At 60.4% G+C, this 17,602-nt stretch carries 16 protein-coding genes; 12 read left to right on the top strand and 4 right to left on the bottom strand.

Annotated features, from left to right (window positions below; all coding sequences use genetic code 11):
• Positions 1 to 33: 33 nt before the first annotated feature.
• Genes C2E19_RS15425 through C2E19_RS15410 form a run of 4 tightly spaced genes read left to right on the top strand, consistent with a single transcriptional unit; the run spans position 34 to position 5,765 of the window.
• On the top strand, positions 34 to 1,572 hold the full coding sequence (locus tag C2E19_RS15425; protein WP_129393830.1) for a TolC family protein: 1,539 nt from the start codon (positions 34 to 36) through the stop codon (positions 1,570 to 1,572).
• On the top strand, positions 1,553 to 2,326 hold the full coding sequence (locus tag C2E19_RS15420; RefSeq protein WP_129393828.1) for an efflux RND transporter periplasmic adaptor subunit: 774 nt from the start codon (positions 1,553 to 1,555) through the stop codon (positions 2,324 to 2,326). The genes C2E19_RS15425 and C2E19_RS15420 overlap by 20 nt, the downstream gene beginning before the upstream one ends.
• Positions 2,323 to 3,669, top strand: a complete 1,347-nt coding sequence (locus C2E19_RS15415; RefSeq protein ID WP_174823935.1) for an efflux RND transporter periplasmic adaptor subunit — start codon at positions 2,323 to 2,325, stop codon at positions 3,667 to 3,669. The genes C2E19_RS15420 and C2E19_RS15415 overlap by 4 nt, the downstream gene beginning before the upstream one ends.
• Complete coding sequence (locus C2E19_RS15410) at positions 3,669 to 5,765, top strand: HlyD family efflux transporter periplasmic adaptor subunit (protein WP_129393826.1); 2,097 nt, start codon at positions 3,669 to 3,671, stop codon at positions 5,763 to 5,765. Before C2E19_RS15415 ends, C2E19_RS15410 begins: the two co-directional genes overlap by 1 nt.
• A gap of 82 nt (positions 5,766 to 5,847) precedes the next feature.
• Here C2E19_RS15410 and aspT read toward each other — a convergent pair whose 3' ends face one another.
• The 3 genes from aspT to C2E19_RS15395 all read right to left on the bottom strand — a co-directional run bounded on the left by aspT (position 5,848) and on the right by C2E19_RS15395 (position 10,369).
• The gene (aspT, locus tag C2E19_RS15405) at positions 5,848 to 7,539 is read right to left on the bottom strand and encodes an aspartate-alanine antiporter (RefSeq protein WP_129393824.1); all 1,692 of its coding nucleotides are present in this window, start codon (positions 7,537 to 7,539) and stop codon (positions 5,848 to 5,850) included.
• Between the two features lie 24 nt (positions 7,540 to 7,563).
• The gene (locus C2E19_RS15400; RefSeq protein ID WP_129393822.1) at positions 7,564 to 9,177 is read right to left on the bottom strand and encodes a mechanosensitive ion channel family protein; all 1,614 of its coding nucleotides are present in this window, start codon (positions 9,175 to 9,177) and stop codon (positions 7,564 to 7,566) included.
• A gap of 76 nt (positions 9,178 to 9,253) precedes the next feature.
• Positions 9,254 to 10,369: an AI-2E family transporter gene (locus C2E19_RS15395; protein ID WP_129393820.1), complete on the bottom strand. Its 1,116-nt coding sequence runs from the start codon at positions 10,367 to 10,369 to the stop codon at positions 9,254 to 9,256.
• A 209-nt stretch (positions 10,370 to 10,578) separates the two neighbouring features.
• On the opposite strand from C2E19_RS15395, the gene C2E19_RS15390 reads away from it, so the two are divergent.
• Together C2E19_RS15390 and C2E19_RS15385 are read left to right on the top strand one after the other, a co-directional pair.
• Complete coding sequence (locus C2E19_RS15390) at positions 10,579 to 11,856, top strand: OmpP1/FadL family transporter (RefSeq protein WP_129393818.1); 1,278 nt, start codon at positions 10,579 to 10,581, stop codon at positions 11,854 to 11,856.
• Between the two features lie 37 nt (positions 11,857 to 11,893).
• Entirely contained in the window at positions 11,894 to 12,154 is a 261-nt protein-coding gene (locus C2E19_RS15385) for a hypothetical protein (protein ID WP_256661204.1), read from the top strand.
• 88 nt (positions 12,155 to 12,242) lie between these two features.
• Here the strand turns inward: C2E19_RS15385 and C2E19_RS15380 are convergent, their stop codons facing one another.
• Positions 12,243 to 12,872, bottom strand: coding sequence for a TetR/AcrR family transcriptional regulator (locus C2E19_RS15380; protein ID WP_129393816.1), 630 nt, complete (start codon positions 12,870 to 12,872; stop codon positions 12,243 to 12,245).
• Positions 12,873 to 13,028: 156 nt separating this feature from the next.
• On the opposite strand from C2E19_RS15380, the gene C2E19_RS15375 reads away from it, so the two are divergent.
• The 6 genes from C2E19_RS15375 to C2E19_RS29420 all read left to right on the top strand — a co-directional run bounded on the left by C2E19_RS15375 (position 13,029) and on the right by C2E19_RS29420 (position 17,493).
• A complete protein-coding gene (locus tag C2E19_RS15375) occupies positions 13,029 to 14,411 on the top strand; it encodes an aspartate aminotransferase family protein (RefSeq protein WP_129393814.1) in 1,383 nt (460 codons plus the stop codon).
• Between the two features lie 374 nt (positions 14,412 to 14,785).
• A complete protein-coding gene (locus C2E19_RS15370) occupies positions 14,786 to 16,081 on the top strand; it encodes an OprD family porin (protein WP_129393812.1) in 1,296 nt (431 codons plus the stop codon).
• A 402-nt stretch (positions 16,082 to 16,483) separates the two neighbouring features.
• Complete coding sequence (locus C2E19_RS15365) at positions 16,484 to 16,843, top strand: DUF6124 family protein (RefSeq protein WP_129393810.1); 360 nt, start codon at positions 16,484 to 16,486, stop codon at positions 16,841 to 16,843.
• A 122-nt stretch (positions 16,844 to 16,965) separates the two neighbouring features.
• Positions 16,966 to 17,211, top strand: a complete 246-nt coding sequence (locus C2E19_RS15360; RefSeq protein ID WP_129393808.1) for a type II toxin-antitoxin system ParD family antitoxin — start codon at positions 16,966 to 16,968, stop codon at positions 17,209 to 17,211.
• On the top strand, positions 17,204 to 17,380 hold the full coding sequence (locus tag C2E19_RS29305; RefSeq protein WP_305955833.1) for a type II toxin-antitoxin system RelE/ParE family toxin: 177 nt from the start codon (positions 17,204 to 17,206) through the stop codon (positions 17,378 to 17,380). The genes C2E19_RS15360 and C2E19_RS29305 overlap by 8 nt, the downstream gene beginning before the upstream one ends.
• Before the next feature lie 29 nt (positions 17,381 to 17,409).
• A complete protein-coding gene (locus C2E19_RS29420) occupies positions 17,410 to 17,493 on the top strand; it encodes a hypothetical protein (RefSeq protein ID WP_372238483.1) in 84 nt (27 codons plus the stop codon).
• Positions 17,494 to 17,602: the final 109 nt, after the last annotated feature.

The raw sequence follows: 17,602 nt of genomic DNA, 5'->3' as shown, positions 1-17,602 counted from the left end.
CAGAACCAATTCCAAGAATACAAAGGAATGAACATGCGTATACATGCGACCCGGCTTCTCAGTACCGCCATCGCTTCTGCACTGTTGCTCAGTGCTTGCTCGTCAACGGAACCGAAACCTTCGACCGACGAAGAAAACCGCCAACGCATCATCGCTGATCAGTCACGCATGTATTCCGGCCAGGAGCCGGTCACCGCGCCGATCACCTTTTACGAAGCCGCCGCGCGGGCGCTGAAGTACAACCTCGACTACCGCCTCAAACTGATGGAAAGCGCGCTGGCCTCGGACCTGCGCGACGTCTCCAGCCATGAAATGCTCCCGCGCCTGGTGGCCTCGGCCGGTTACGCCGGGCGCGACAACGATTCCGGCGGCACCTCGATCGGCATCGAAGACCGTCAGGTCAGCTTGCGCCCATCGACGTCCGAAGAGCGTTATCGTGAAGTCTATGGCCTGGGTCTGAGCTGGAGCCTGCTGGATTTCGGCGTGGCCTATTACCGCACCCAGCAAAAATCCGACCAGATCCTGATGGCCGAAGAGCGTCGGCGCAAAGTCGCGCAGAACGTCTTGCAGGACGTGCGCAATGCCTACTGGCGGGCACTCGGCGCGCAGCGTCTGATGCCGGAAGTCGACAAGTTGCTGATGCGCACCCACACCGCCCTGACCTCAGCCCGCGAGGCGGAAACCCGTGGCCTGCTGCCGCGTCAGGAGATCCTTGCCTATCAGCGCGCCCTCCTCGACTCGATCTACCTGTTGACCGTGCGCCGTCAGGATCTGGAGTTCGCCCAGGCCGAACTGTCGGCGCTGATGTCACTGCCGCCCGGCTCGAAAATGATCCTCGCCGACGCGCCCGACCCGGCACTGCCGGAAGTGCGCCAAAGCATGGCGCGGCTGGAACAGCTGTCGCTGGAGAACCGCCCGGAAATCATGGAAGAGTGGTACCGCAAACGCGTCAATCAAAAGGATCTGGAGATCGCCAAGGCGCAGCTGTGGCCGAACGTCAGCGTCGATTTCGGCTACAAATACGACTCCAACAAATACCTCTACAACAACGACTGGATGAGCACCGGCCTGCAAGTGTCGATGAACCTCATTCGTCTGCTGCAATTGCCGTCGTTGAACGCGGCGGAAAAATCCCAGAGCGAAACCGACGACACCCGTCGCGTGGCGCTGTCGATGGCGATTCTCACGCAAGTGCGAGTCGGCACCCTGCGCTATCAATTGGCGCGTCAGGAGGTGGAATTCGCCGAGGACAGCCTGCGCGTCGATCGCAGTCTGCTCGACTATGCCCAGGCGGCGAAGACCGGCGCGTTAGGCTCGGAACTGGAAGTGATCCGCTCCGAAGGCCGCTATCTGCTCTCGCGTTATCAGCGCGAGGCGGCGTTCTCCAGTGCTCAGGCCGCGTGGGGGCGGATGTACAACTCGGTGGGCCTCGACGTGCTGCCCAAGGAAATCTCGCAACACGACATCAAGACCCTGGCCCGGGAAATCCAGCGCACCTTGAACGAACAAGAACAACAACGTCTGCTCGCCGCCACTTCGCAAGGAACGCCGAATGCGCAAAATCGCCCTTGAGCCCGGTTTCGCGGCTCTGCTGTTGGCCAGTCTGATCCTGTCCGTCCACGCTGAAGACAACCCGCAAGCCCCCGCACTGGAAAGTGCCAGTGCGATTCGTGTACTGCTCGCCGCCGAACTGGAAACCACGCTCTCCAGCCAGATGGCCGGCACCCTCGGTGAACTGAAAGCCGGGTTCGGCGAACAGGTCGGCAAGTCCGAACTGCTCGCTCGCTTCAACTGCAACGAAGCCGAAGCACGCTCGAAAGTCGCGGCGGCGGAACTGGCCATGGCCAAACAGAACCTGCAAGCCAAACAGCAGCTGCGTCAGCTCAATGCGGTCGGTGATATCGAAGTGTCGATGGCCAACACCGAAGTGCAAAAGGCTGATGGCGCACGGGCGATGGGCGCGGCGCAGAGCAGTTATTGCCAGGTTCTCGCGCCGTTTTCCGGGCGGGTGGCCAAGGTTTACGTCAAGCCTTATCAAACCGTGACCGCCGGTACGCCGCTGTTCGATCTGGTCAGCGACGGCGCGCTGAAAGTACGTTTGAACGTGCCGTCCAACCTGCTCAAGGACCTCAAGCCGGGGCTGCCGCTGCAAGTCAGCATCCATGAAACCGGCAAGACCTATCCGGCCCATGTCAGCGGCATCAACTCGCGGGTCGATGCGGTGGCGCAAACCGTTGAACTGGAAGCCCGTCTCGACAACAAATACCCCGACCTGATGGCGGGCATGAGCGGCACGGCGCAGTTCGATCAAGACGCGCGCCCATGACCATGAACGAGCAATTGCCCCACCCGCACCTGCTGCTGGAACTTGACGCGCTGCGCGATAAAGCCCTGGCCGCCGACTCGCTGAATGCCCTGGCGTTCAGCATGGCCAACGACTTGTACCCGCTGCTGCAGTTTCATCAGGCACTGGTGTTTGCCCAGCGTGAAAATTCGCTGGAGCTGTTGAATGTCTCGGGCCTGTCGCGGCCCAGCGAAGACTCGCCCTATCTGGTGTGGCTGCGCCGGGCCAGTCGTTGGGTCGCGGCGCAGGTGCCCGGCGACGAGCCCGTATGGTTGGCGCAGGACAGCGCCGAGCCGCCGGCAGACATCACCGAAGGCTGGAACGAATGGTGGCCGTCAGGGCTGTGGTGCGTGCCGGTGCAGGACCGTGACAATCAACGCCTCGGCGTGCTGATCATCTTGCTTGAGCAGGAACCGCCCGCCGTGTTGTGGCCGCACCTGAAAGGGCTGGTCGGCACGTGGGCGTATTGCTGGTCGGCGTTGACCCGGCGCAAGCGCTTCAGTCGTTGGCGGCCGAATCGCAAACAACTGCTGCTCGTGGCGCTCGTGATCGCTGCCCTGCTGTTGTTGCCCGTGCGGCAAACCGCGCTGGCACCGACCGAGATCGTCTCGCGGCAGGCGCAGATCATCAGTTCGCCCATCGATGGTGTGATCGAAAAGATCCAGGTTCGTCCCAATCAGCCGGTGGACGCCGGCACACCGCTGTTCTCGCTGGACGAAACCAGCCTGCGCAGCCGCGCCGAAGTGCTCGGCAAGGAAGTCGCGGTGGCCGATGCCGAACTGCAAGCGGCCAGCCAGCGCGCCTTCGACAACCCGCAGAGCAAGAGCGAGCTGACCTTGCTCGCCGGCCGTTCACAACAACGTCGCGCGGAACTGGCGGCGGTGCAGGCGCAGCTCAAGCGTACGCAAGTGTTGTCCCCGCGCGGCGGCGTTGCGGTGTTCAGCGACCCCAACGATTGGCTGGGCAAACCAGTGGTGACGGGTGAACGCATCATGCAAGTGGCCGATCCGACGCAACCGGCCATGCTGATTCAACTGGCGGTGGCCGATGCCATCGCGCTGGAAACGGGCGCCGAAGTCACCCTGTTCCTCACTGCGTATCCGCTGGCACCGCTGAAGGGCAAGATCCTCGAAACCAGTTATCAGGCGCGGCCGAGCGATGAAGGTGTGGTCGCCTATCGCTTGCTCGCCAGTATCGACGGTGTGCCGGAACATGCGCGTCTTGGCCTGCACGGCACGGCGAAGATTTACGGCGGGCGGGTGATGCTCGGTTATTACCTGCTGCGCCGGCCATTGGCGACGCTGCGGGCGTGGAGCGGTTGGTGATGCTCGACCCGGCCGATCTGCCCGTACCGCCACTGCGTGAAGACCTGCGCCTGAGCGAAGCGGCGCATGGTAGCGACGGTGAGCCGGCATGGGTGATTCAGGACACGGTAATCAACCGTTTCTACCGCATCGGCTGGCTGGAATTCGAATGCCTGCTGCGCTGGGGGCAATCGCCGCGCACCATCAGCGAGCAGATTGCCGAGGGCACCGCGCTGAAACCGGACGTCGAGCAGGTCCTCGATTTTCGTCAGTTTCTCGAGCAGCATCAGTTGCTGCGCGCAGGCCCCGCAGCACTTGAGCGACTCAAGAGCAAAAGCGAGGAAGGCAGTTGGCTGACCTGGCGCTGGTGGCTGCACCACTACCTGTTTTTCCGCATTCCACTGCTGCGCCCACAACAACCTTTGCAGTATCTGGCGCGGGCGCTGAGTTGGCTGTTTCATCCGCTGACCGGGATTATCGTGCTGAGCCTGAGCCTGCTCGGGATCATTCTGGTGTTGCAACAGTGGGACGTGTTCACCAGCGCGGTGGTCGAGTCGTTTTCCACCGAAGGCCTGTTCAGTTTTGCCCTGGCGCTGATCGTCGCGAAAACCCTGCATGAACTCGGGCACGCCTTGGTCGCCACCCGCCTGGGTTTGCGCGTCGGGCACATGGGCATTGCCTTTGTGGTGATGTGGCCGATGCTCTACACCGACACCGGCGAGAGCTGGAAGCTCAGTCGTTCGCGGCAACGCTTGGCGATTGCCTCGGCAGGCATCGTCACCGAGTTGTCGCTGGCCGGGCTGTCGACATTGGGCTGGGCGGTTTGCGATCCGGGTGCGTTGCGCAACGCGCTGCTGTATCTGGCGACCACCAGCTGGCTGCTCTCGCTGGCCCTGAATGCCAGCCCGTTCATGCGTTTCGACGGTTATTTCATTCTGTCCGACCTGCTGGATTTCCCTAACCTGCACGAGCGCGCCTCGGCGCTGGCGCGGGTGACGTTGCGGCGCAATCTGTTGGGTTTGCGCGAAGACTGGCCGGAGACGTTCCCGACCGGACAACGGCGTTTGCTGGTGACTTTCGCAATCATCACCTGGGTTTACCGCTTGGTGCTGTTTCTGGGGATCGCGCTGGCGGTCTATCTGTTCTTCTTCAAGGTCTTGGGGATCTTCCTGTTCATGGTCGAACTGTCGTGGTTTATCGCCCTGCCCGTGATGCGTGAGCTAGGCCACTGGTGGAAAAACCGCGCGGCCATTGCAAGCCGCCGCAAAGTCGCGTTCTACGCTGTATTGCTGGCGATCCTCGTCGCTCTGGCGATCCCGTGGCGCACGCAGATCGATGCGGTCGGCGTGGCCCGCGCCGAGCACCAATTGCGGGTGTATGCGCCCTACCCGGCGCGCCTGCAATCGATTCACCCGGATGGCCCGGTCAAGGCCGGCGAGACGTTGATCACCCTCGACGAACCGGACATCGCGTCGCGCCTGCACACCAGCGAAGCCAGCGCGCGCAGCTACGAAGCACGGCTGTCGGGGTTGATCGCCGATCCGGGCGGCCTGGCTGAAGATGCGGTGACTCGCCAGCGCCTCAACGTGCAATTCGAAGAAGCCCGCGCCGCTCGTTCGGAAATCGCCCGGTTGAACCTGCAAACGCCATTCGCGGGGATCTGGCTGGACGTCAATCCGGACTGGAAACCCGGGCAATGGGTCGGTCGCCAGGAATCGCTGGGCATGCTGATCGATCCGCGCAGTTGGCAAGTCGATGCGTATGTCGCGCAGGATCAAGTGCATCGTATGGCTGCCGGTGATCGCGTGCGTTTTTATCCCGACGGCCAGACCACACCGCGGTCCGGCCGGGTTTTACAGATCGGCAGCACCCGCGCCAGTCAGTTGTCGCATCGCATGCTGTCGTCACGTTTTGGTGGGCCGGTACCGACAACCAACGCTGAGCATTCGCTGATTCCGAGCAGTGCGTTGTTTCAGGTGTTGATTCAACTGGACGAGCCACTGCCGAGCCTGTGCGAGACACGTGGGCATTTGAAGATCGAAGGTGAACGCCGCAGCCTGCTTGGCGATGGCGCAACACACGTCCTCGCCGTACTGATGCGCGAAAGCGGTTTTTGACGCAAAGGTATGCACCTGAAACCCTGAAGAACCTGTGCCAGTGGAGAACCTGTGCCACAGAGGTTGTTGTATTTTCGATACCTCAGCCGGCGACGACGAAGATGATGATCGGCCCGCACACGGCCAGCAGGACGTTGGAAATCGCATAGCACACGGTGAAACCGATTACCGGGGTGTTACTCCCCGATTGTTCGATGATCTTGTTCATCGACGCTGCTTCAGTCTGTGCCCCGGCCAGCGCGCCAAACAGAATCATCGGGTGCAGGCGCAGCACGTAGCGGCCGAAGTACAACGCCACCAACGGCGGCAAGATCGTCACCACTGCGCCGGACACCAACAGCGCCAGGCCCTCCTCCTTCATAGCGGCAAATGCTGCCGGTCCCGCCAGCAAACCGACCACCGCGCCGAATGCCGTCAAACCAAATTCGGAAAACGCCCATTGCGCGGCCGGTGGCAGCGCGCCGATTTCCGGGTGGCGCGAGTTGTACCAGCCGATTACCAGCGCCGCGACCAACACCCCGCCGCCAATGCCTAGTTCCACCGGTATCATGCCGATGTGCGTCGACAATAATCCCAGCAGCGACCCGAAAACCATGCCCAACGTGTGCATGGCGATATCACTCTTGTAGTTGTTTTTACGGATGCGCCCCAGACGTTTGGCCACCGCTTCAACGCTCGCGGTACGCCCGGTCAATGTCAACACATCACCGCGACGCAGCACCGTGTTGGGCAGCAACGGCAGCTCGTAACCCTGCCGCGAAATGGTATTGACGAAACATCCCAGGCGCCCGTCGCTCGCCAGTCGGGTCTTGGCCTGGTGAATGGTTTTGCCGGCAAACTCCGCCGAGGTCAGCACGATGTCCACCTCACGCGTCGGAAAGGACAAGGATTCCGGATGATCGATTTCCGGTCCGACCCAATGGCTCAACGTGCCGACCGCATCGCGCAAGGCATACACACCGACGACATCGCCGGCCATCAGCACGAAGTTTTCATCGCGCTCGATGACTTGCCCGGCGCGAACCACGCGTTCGACCGTCAACGAGTCATGCAGCTTTTCAAAATCGACGATGCGTTGGCCATCCGCCTGACCATTGCTTGCCACCTGATGCGCCCTGACGACAATGCGCGTATAGGGCACGGTGATCGCCTCTTCTTCCTTGGCGATACCCAATTCCAGCTCCAGCTCGCGGGCCGATTCACGCAGGTTCACCCCGAGCAGTTTTGGCGCGATGCTGCCGACAAACACGATCAGGCCGATGGTGCCGAACAGGTAAGTAATCGCATAGGCGATCGCCATGTGGCTGTTGAGTTGCGCCTTGGCTGCCGCGTCGAGGCTCAATTGATTGATTGCACTGGTCGCGGTGCCCATGATCGCCGTGTCGGTCAGCGCGCCGGCGCCTAGCCCTGCGGTAAACCCGGCGTCGAAATCGAACACCGAATACATCAGCAGAATCGCTCCCAACGCGGTGCCACAGAGCACCACCGAGAGCAGCACCAGTTTCAGCGTGCCGCGATTCAGGCTGCCGAAAAACTCCGGCCCGCTCTTGAAGCCGACGGCATAGATGAACATCACGAAAAACACCGACTTCAATCCCGCCGGGACTTCCAGGCCGATCTGGCCGATCAGCAGCCCCATCAATAACGCGCCGGCCACCGAGCCCAGATGAAAGCTGCCGATATGAATGCGCCCGATGAAGACGCCCAGTGCGATCGCCAGGAACACCGCGATTTCCGGGTCAGTGCGTAGCGCGTGCAGAATGAAATCGAGCATGTCGCGGACTCCTTGCGGCGGCGGTCACTGGTCTTTCGGCGGTTGCGCGGGGGCGGTGTACCACTTGTCTTTCGGCACCCACTTCTCTTGCTGCGGATCGCCCAGGTAATGCGGCGACATGATCTGCACGCCGTACTCGTTGAACACGTCCTGAATATTGGCGTGGAGCATGCTCAACAGCACTGCACGCGGTCGCGGCTGGCTCGGAACCGCCTGCGCCACCAAGCGGTATTCGGGATAGAAATCCGATAACGCCGTCTGGAACACCTGCGCCGGCGGATCTTCGAGAACCCCCGGCGTGCGGTGCGCCGCCTCCAGCAACATCGCCTCAACCTGGCGCCACGGCGTGTCGTAACCGATGGTCACCACCGTATCGACCACGTAACCCGGGCCTTGCACGGTGCGCGAATAGTTTTTGGTGACGGTGCCGGTGATCATCGAATTGGGCAGCGTCAGCACTTCGCCCAACCCGGTGCGAATGCGCGTGGTGAACATGCCTAGCTCAGTCACGGTGCCCTCGTATTCGCCAATCTTGACGAACTCGCCGGGGCGCAAAGTACGCGTGTAAGTCAGGATCAAACCGGCGGCGGCCTGCCCCACCACACTGGTCGCCCCGAGAGAAATCATCAGGCCGATCAGCACCGACAGGCCCTTGAACGCATCGGTGCCCGCCCCCGGCAGATACGGATAAGCCATCGCCAGGGCAAACAGCCAGATAGCCAGCGCCGTCAGGCGTTGCGTCGGTTGCAGGGTTTCGTGGTTCAGCCAACTGAATGTGCCCGGCATCGCCATGCGCCGCAAAATCCGCCGGGTAAACGCCGTGACGCCACGGGCAATGAAGAATATCGCCAGCGCCACGCCCAGCCCGGGAATCGCCCCGACAATGCCCTGCAGCAGGTAGCCGGCGAGTTCGAACAGATAGTTATTGAGGCTTTCACCCCATGGCCGCGTGTAGGGAAATCGCGACAGGACGAAGCCGAGCCATTCATAGGTCAGCAGCAGGATCACCAGCCAGCGCAGCAACAACAGAAAACGGCTGACCAGCGGATAGAGAAAATTCGAATCGATCAGTTGCACGCGCCCGACTTTCAGCGCCTGGGTGTGGCGATCCATCAGCGCCGGCAGTTTGGCCAGCAACTTGCGCCGCAGATACGCCAGGCACCAGAGCAAGCTCAGATAGATCAGCGTGGCCACGGCCGCCAGCGCCAGCGAGCGCACGATCATTTGCAGGTTGCGCGCTTCACGGGTTTCAGTGACCACCTGACGCAGTTTTTCCGCCGCGCCCTCGGCGGCCTGTTGCACCGACGAGTACGCCAGGGCATCGACATCCTGCGGCGCAACGATGAACGCGCGCTTGTCGCCGATCAGCACCATGTAGCTGTTCTGGATCGCATCCGTGGTGATCGCCAGCGAGGCGTCTTCATCCAGCGCCTCGCTGATGACCATCTTCGCCCGTTTGACCCGTGACGCCGGCGCCTCGCCCAGAATGCTTGCGCGAAACAGCATGATGCCGCGGTTGGCGACCTTCAATTCCACTGCTTCATCCGCAGTTTTTGGCGCTTCGTCGGCCGCCCAGCCAAGCCCGCTCCAAAGCGCCGCAAACACCACTATCCAAACCGCCAGCAGCCTGCTTCGCATGCGCCTTGTTCCTTACGCCCAAGTGTCAGAGAGGGATACGTAAGCCAGCGTAGTTGAGCGATGAACGGTTGTCAGATTACGGCAGGGTTTCTTCGTTGCCGTCGTCCAGCACCCGTGTGACCTCCGCCGGCTGATACACCCAGCCGATGAACAATTCGTAACCGACGGCGAGAATCACCGGGCCGGTGAACAAGCCGATGATCCCGCTGGTGACCATGCCACCGAGCGCACCGATCAACACCACCGGCATCGGCACCGCAACACCGCGCCCGAGCAGCATCGGTTTGAGGACGTTGTCGGAAAGCCCGGCAATGATGATCCAGACGGTGAAGATGATCGTGCCGGCACTGACGCCGTCCTGAGCGAACACATAGATCACCACGGGCACGGTGATCAGCAGAACTGGCAGCTGCATGATGCCCAGCAGCAGCACCATCAAGGCCAGAATGCCGGCGGCCGGAATGCCCATGATCACCAGCGCGACACCGATCAGCAGCATCTGAATAAACGCGATCCCCACCACGCCTTGCGCCACGGCGCGAATGGTCGAGGTGCACAGTTCGGCGATCTGCGGGCCACGCACCGGACCGGAAATCCGCGTGGTAATCGCCACCGCAGTGCGATGCCCGCGCTCACCATGGGTCATGATCACCCCGGCAACGATCAAGGCAATGACGAACACCACAATCCCGGCACCGACACCGGCGGCGTGATGCAGCAGCACCTTGCCCCAACTGGACAGGTGCGGCGCCAGTTCCTTGAACGCCCAGCTCAGGTCTTGCGAGGCGTGTTGCCAGATACCGAACAGTGGCGCGCCAATCAGCGGCCAGTTCTCGACGCTGGCCGGTGGCGGCGGGATCTCGAACTGTTGCGCTTCCATGGTGTGCATGCCGACTTTCACCGAATCGGCAACGGACGCCCCGAGCAGGCTCAGCGGCACCATCAGAATCAGCAGCCCCAGCAACACCAGAACGATGGCGGCCCAACCGTAGCGATTGCCGAGCCTGGCGCCGAGTTTCTGATTGAGTGGATACAAGGTGATCGCCAGGATCAGCGCCCACAGCATGACGTTGAGAAACGGATGGAAGATGTCGAAACAGAACAGCACTAGCGTGGTGATCAACCCGGCGCGAATCAGCACGTCCAGCAATGCTCTGGAGCTATTGAAGGTGAGCAGCGGTTTTTCTTCCATAGCGGTTCTCCTGACCAGGACTGTTCACTCGATGCCGTTGATTGACCGACTGGCTGAGCCTAGAACACATCTGCGGTATCAGCGGCATTTTGTCCCTGTTGTCAGAACCGGACTCGCAGAGCTGTCCGCAACAAACACCGACCATTGACTGGTGTACTGGCCAAAGCACGTCTAAAACTGATGCAGGTCCATCTATAAGGAAGTAACGGATGAAATCCACGCATTCGCTGATCATTCTTGCCTTGGCTGGCAGCGCCGGCCAAGTGTCGGCAGGCGGCATTCAACTGTATGAAGCCGGACAGGAAGGCGCAGGACTGGCCAACGCCGGCTCGGCGGCGCTGGCCACCGACCCTAGCGTATTGATGAGCAACCCCGCCGGTATTGCTGCGCTCAAGGGCACGCAGATCAGCCTGACCGGGCAAGCGGTGCTCGGTGGCTTGGGCTTCGATCGTGACAGCGACAATGACTTTTCCGGCAACGAGGGCGGCAATCCGCTGCCGATTCTTCCAGGCAGTAGTTTCTTCATCAGCCATGAGGTCAATGATCGCGCCAGCATCGGCTTCGGCCTGTACGGCAATTTCGGCCTGAGCGTGAAATACGACGACGATTGGGCCGGGCGTTATTTCACTCAGGAATCGACACTGATCGGCATCTCGATGCAGCCGACGTTCGCCTACAAGATCACTGACGACCTGTCGATGGGCATCGGCCCGCGCCTGGTCTACGGCTACTACTACACGAAACTGGCGGTCGACAATAACGCGTTCCTGCCGGGCACGCCGTTCCAGCAAGATGGCAACGTGCAATACAAGGACACCGACACCGGCATGGGCATCAACCTCGGTCTGCGCTATCAGGTGGACCCGCGCACTACGCTCGGTTTCGCCTACACCAGCAAGGTCAAGCTCGAGTTCAAGGACTCACCCTCGGCCCACGGCATTCGCAACCCGCTGCTCAATCTGGCGCTGTCGCGGCTGGATGTCGACGAGCTGGAGATCGACATGAACATCCCCCAGAGCGCGACCCTGAGCATCGCCCATCAATTGAACGAGCAATGGACGCTGTTGAGTTCGGTGAACTGGCAGGACTGGAGCGATTTTGCCGACATCGGGGTGTCGGTGGATTCGGCAGCCGGTGACGTCTCCCGTTCGGTGGATCGCAAGTATCAGGACACCTGGCACCTGTCGATTGGTGCACAAAACCAGATCAGCCCGAAGCTGCGCTGGAACATGGGCATCGGCTATGACAGCTCCGCCGTCAAAGACAAGGACCGTACCGTCGACAATCCGATGAACGAGACCTGGCGGCTGGCGACGGGCATCAGCTACAAACTCGCCGAAGACACCGACCTCAACCTCAATTACACCTTGGTCTGGCTGGGCGACATGGACGTGCAGCAGAGCAAGCGTAATGGCCAGACGCTGTCGGGCAGCTACCCCAACAGTGCCCTGCACATCGTTGGCGGCGGCGTAACGTGGCGGTTTTGAGTCGGGTGCCTTTGAGTAGATCTGGCAGGGAGCGGCCGTGCTCGAAAGCATCGGCATGGCGCGGTTTTCGCTGATCGTGCGGCTGGTGCTGATGTGGTTCATGAGCATCCCGTTGATCTACTACTTCGCTATGAACAACCGTGATGCGCCGTCGACGCTGGTGACGTGCTGGATCATCGGTTCGGTGTTCGAGTTTGCCATCGGCGGGATTTATTTCTGGCGGATCGCCAAGGCCGTTCGCGGTGCTGAAAACCGTTTGCACAACGATCATCAAACCGTCGCGGAAGGTGCCGCATGAACCTCGATGAAGTCGTGCGTTTCGCACCGCTGGCCATCAACTGTTTCACCGGCAGCCTGCTTCGATGAACAGCGTATTTATAGCGCCGTCACGTTATCGGAGCGGTCGTGACGGGCAGCTCCAGTATGCCGTGGCAGATCAGGCTGAGCACACTGCGCATATGCCGGGCATGCGCTTCGCGATCCGGTGTGGCTTCGGTCGCGAGGCGAATGAAAGCGACATTGGCATATTGATTGAACAGGGTCGCCGCGACGTCGATATCGATTGACTGGCGGATTTTACCGTTGCGCTGAAAGTGCACCAGCAGCGCTTTGGTTTCTTCGATCACTGCGCCGTTCCACGGCTCAAGTGCCCGGGCCAGCTCGCCGGTGAACAGAAATGGCGCCAACTCGCGCCACAGCGATGCGGGCATCGCCTGCAGTTGGTAATGGGTCATCAGCCCTTCGAATTCGCACAACGCCTCCAGCGGATCGCTGTCATCGTCAAGATTGGCGCGCGCCTCACGCATCGCCTGTTCATCCGGTTGTTTGAGCAACGCCAGCAGAATCTCCTGCTTGCCGCCGAAGTAGTTCACCACCGTAGGCGCAGAAACGCCGGCCTGTACGGCGATCTGATCGAGGGTCGTAGCCGCGAATCCGTTGCTTTTGAACAGTTCAAGCGCCGCCTCTGCAATGACCTGCCGGCGCTGCTCCTTCTGCCGCTCTCTGAGTCCGCTCATGTTGCCTCTGATGATCCTTGCCAATGCGCTTCAGCCTACGGATATCTTTTTGCACCGACAAATATTTTCTTTACAAAAATATTTTTAAGTGACAAATATTAGCCGTGCACCGCTGGAATGAACGCACGCCCTTGTCCATTTCCCTGGAGATCAGCCATGTCCGCCGAATTCGATTCGACCCGCAGCACCCGCGATTATCAGGACGCCGACGCCGCCCATCACATTCATGCGTTCGTCGATCAGAAAGCCCTCAACGAAGAAGGCCCGCGAGTGATGGTCAGCGGCGATCGGCTGGCGTTGTGGGACAACGATGGCAATCGTTACCTGGACGGCATGTCGGGTCTGTGGTGCACCAACCTCGGTTATGGGCGCAAGGATCTCGCCGCCGCGGCGACGAAACAGCTGGAACAACTGCCCTACTACAACATGTTCTTCCACACCACTCACCCGGCGGTGATCGAACTGTCCGAGCTGCTCTTCAGCCTGTTGCCCAAGCACTACAGCCATGCGATCTACACCAACTCCGGTTCCGAAGCCAACGAGGTGCTGATCCGCACCGTGCGCAAGTTCTGGCAGGTGATGGGCCAGCCCGAGAAGAAAATCATGATCGGCCGCTGGAACGGCTATCACGGTTCGACCCTCGCGGCGACGGCGCTGGGCGGGATGAAGTTCATGCACGAAATGGGCGGCACCATTCCGGACGTCGCGCACATTGATGAGCCGTACTGGTTTGCCCACGAAGGCAATCTCAGCCCGGAAGAGTTTGGCCTGAAAGCCGCGCAACAACTGGAAGAGAAGATTCTCGAACTGGGAGCCGACAAGGTCGCGGCGTTTGTTGCCGAACCGTTCCAGGGCGCAGGCGGCATGATCATTCCACCGGCGACTTACTGGCCGGAAATTCAACGCATCTGCCGCAAGTACGACGTGCTGCTGTGCGCTGACGAAGTCATTGGCGGGTTTGGCCGTACGGGTGAATGGTTTGCGCATCAGGCGCTCGGCTTCGAACCCGACACGCTGTCGATTGCCAAAGGCCTGACCTCCGGTTACATCCCCATGGGCGGGCTTATCCTGTCGCGGCGCATGGCTGAGGCATTGGTGGAAAAAGGTGGCGTGTTCGCGCACGGTCTCACCTATTCCGGCCACCCGGTCGCTGCCGCTGTGGCGATTGCCAACCTCAAGGCGTTGCGCGATGAAGGCGTGGTCGCGCAGGTTAAAACCGACACAGGCCCGTATCTGCAAAACTGCCTGCGTGAGGTGTTTGGCAACCACCCGCTGGTGGGTGAGATTCAGGGTATCGGGCTGGTGGCCGCGTTGCAGTTCGCTGAAGACAAGGTAACGCGCAAGCGTTTCGCCAACGAAAACGACATCGCCTGGCGTTGCCGCACGATCGGTTTTGAAGAGGGTTTGATCATTCGTTCTACGCTGGGCCGGATGATCATGGCCCCGGCGTTGATCGCCACGCGCGCCGAGCTGGACGAACTGATCGACAAGACCCGTATCGCCGTGGATCGCACAGCCCGCGAATACGGCATCCTGTAACCCGTCACTTATGTAGGAGTGAGCCTGCTCGCGATAGCAGTAGTTCTGCGACATTGATGTTGCAGACCCACCGCTATCGCTGGCAGGCCAGCTCCCACAAGGATTTGGGTTGCCCGGGATTGTGTGAGCGACCCAAATCCCTGTGGGAGCCAACCCTGCGGACTGCCTGTACCAAAGACGCTAACTGACCCACCGCTATCGCTGGCAGGCCAGCTCCCACAATGATTTGGGCTGCCCCCGGATTGGGTGAGCGACCCAAACCCTGTGGGAGCTGGCCTGCCAGCGATGGCGCCAGTGCAATTCAGCACATCGGCTCAATCTTGTTAGCGGATATCACTCGATCATTCAGCCCACTTAATTGCTGGCCACTGACCATGATCGACCGTGCCCCTTCGCGTCTCAGCCTGCTCACTTTGCTCTGCGGTCTGCAGGCAACCGCCAGCGCCAGTGGTTTGCTCGACGATGCAAAAACCGACGTACTCAGCCGCAACTTCTTTCTGAGCAACGACTACCGATCGCCCTCGCCCACCGGCAAAAACTACAAGCAGGAATGGACGCAAGGATTCATCGGCACATTTACGTCGGGCTTCACGCCGGGCAGTGTCGGTTTCGGTGTCGATGCCCATGCTTTTCTCGGTTTGAAACTGGATGGCGGCAAAGGCCATTCCGGCACCGGTTTACTGCCGGTCGACAGCAACGGTCGCAGCGAAGCGGATTATTCCGACGCGGGCGGTGCATTCAAATTAAAGCTGTCACGGACCACGTTCGCGTTCGGTGAAATGACCGTCGAAACCCCGGTTTTCGATACCTCGGACAAACGCCTGCAACCGGAATACGCCAGTGGTTTTCTGTTAACCAGCCACGAGATCGACAACGTCAGTCTCACGGCGGGACACTTCACCGCCTTCAAGAATCAGGACAGTTCATCCAGCCACGGCGATTTTTACGGCTATGGCGCCAACACCGAGGCAGGCGGGATCAGCTTCCTCGGCGCCGATCTGTTCGACGACAGCCCCGTCGGCGGCTCGTTGTACGCCTCGGAACTCAGCGACACCTGGCAGCAGTACTACGCCAATCTGCACTTCAAGCAATCCGGTGTGCTGCTCGACGCTAACCTCTACCGCACCCGTGACACCGGCCGGGCGCTGGCCGGCGCCATCGACACCACCGCGTTCAGCCTGTCCGGCAAATACACCTTCGGTGCCCACGGCGTGATGCTCGGCTGGCAACGGATCGATGGCGACACGCCGTTCGATTTCGTCGGTGGCGATTCGATTTATCTGGCCAACTCGATCAAATACGCCGACTTCAACGGCGCCGGCGAACGCTCCTGGCAAGCACGCTACGACCTCGACCTCGGCGCCTTCGGCATCCCGGGCCTGACTTTCATGAGCCGCTACGTAACCGGCAACCACATCGACGGCACCCACGCGCCCAAGGGCGGCGCGTATAACCCGTTTGACGCGGACAGCGGCGGGTATCAGCCGCAGCAAGGTGATGGCGGCAAACATTGGGAGCGGGATATTGATCTGAAGTACGTCGTACAGTCGGGGGCGGCGAAGGATCTGTCGGTGCAGGTCTCGCACGTTTCGCACCGGGCCAATGAGGCGCAGGCTGGGGATGATATCGACCGGGTTTATGTGGTGGTGCAGTATCCGCTGAGATTCTGACCGAAACGCAATCCAGGTGTGGGAGCTCACTTGCCAGCCTTTTAAACGCAGGCGTTTAAAAGACACCTCCAGACACGCCTTCCAGGCTACACATCCTTGCGCCATTGCCTACAGCTACGCCAGAATCCGCCGGCTTGTGCGCCTTGGGGGCGGGTTCTATTGTGGGTCGGTCGCTGACGAATCAGCGATCGGGTTTCGCAGCCCGGATCAATCAAGGCGCACAGCGCTCCAGTTCGTTGCCATCAACGATTTATGGCAATGGTGCTTCATGGCGGCTGTGCGCGGGATACCTTCGGGTATGCCGGGTACCTTGATTCCCGGTCTGCGAACCTGCGTACAGCTGCCACCTCCCTTCGTTTCGCAGCGAAATGTGGCGGCTCCAGCAATCAAGGAGCTTTAAACATGATCAAACCAACACCCAACCCACCCGAAACCGATCTCGCCTCGCCCTACGAATCCCTCGATTCAAAAAAGCTCAATGACGCTGCCGAACGCGCCCTCGATCACTACCTCTGCCCACCCGGCTCGACCCCACCGCAACGTAAAACCCGCCGGATGTACGCCGTCACCGCGGACTTCAAAAATGAGGAGCTGCTGGCCGATGCCAGCGAAACACTCGCCTCCGCCAGAGCCATCGCCCATGACTTCGCCCACCTCATACCCGCGTCGCAACGCAGAACGCTGTTGGGTATCGCGCAACTGATCATGCTCGGCGAGCTGGCGGTGAATCGGGTGATGGATAATCTGGAATTGCCGGGCTGATCTGTACCCGGTGATCCTGTGGCGAGGGAGCGACCGCTCTCGCCACAGAGCTAAACAGGGCCAGACCACGTTCTCCGCTTTTTGCTTTCGCGCACATTCGACCATCCTCCGGAGGCCTGCTCATGGTAACCGTACGAAAAACCATCACCTTGACTGACCAGCAAGGCCACTGGATCAGAGCCCAGATCGAAGCCGGTAATTACATCAACGACAGCGAGTACATCCGCGATCTGATCCGCCGTGAACAGGAACGCAACGCTGAAATCGAAACTATTCGTGCAGCGCTTCGTGAGGGTGAGTCCAGCGGAAAACCGCGACCATTCGATCCTGTTGCATTCAAACAGAGAATGTTAATCACGCATGAGTGAATATCGTCTGACGCCCGCTGCCGAAGCTGACCTTGAGGCAATCTGCATTTACACCGTTCGCCGGTGGGGCGTGGATCAAGGCAATAGCTATATTGACGTCCTTATTTCTTCATTTGCACAGTTGGCAGAGCGCCCGAAAACAACGCCGGCCTGCGACGATGCGCGATAGGCTACCGCCGCTGTCGGGTGGAGAGGCATATGATTTATTTTCGAATCACTGCGTACGGAATTGCGATCATCAGGGTTCTGCATGATCAAATGGATGCGCAGCGTAATCTCTGATTCGTCCTGGTTTACCTCCTGCTAAATCGGGTTTGAAAATCTCCATCGCGAGCAGGCGAAGGCCTGCAGGGGATTACAGATCGCTCCCACGCTCTGCGTGGGAATGCAG

It is taken from the genome of Pseudomonas sp. DTU12.3, assembly GCF_004124275.1.
GTDB lineage: Bacteria > Pseudomonadota > Gammaproteobacteria > Pseudomonadales > Pseudomonadaceae > Aquipseudomonas > Aquipseudomonas helmanticensis.
Note: the sequence above shows the minus strand (reverse complement) of the source record. Positions and strands in the feature narration are given on the sequence as shown.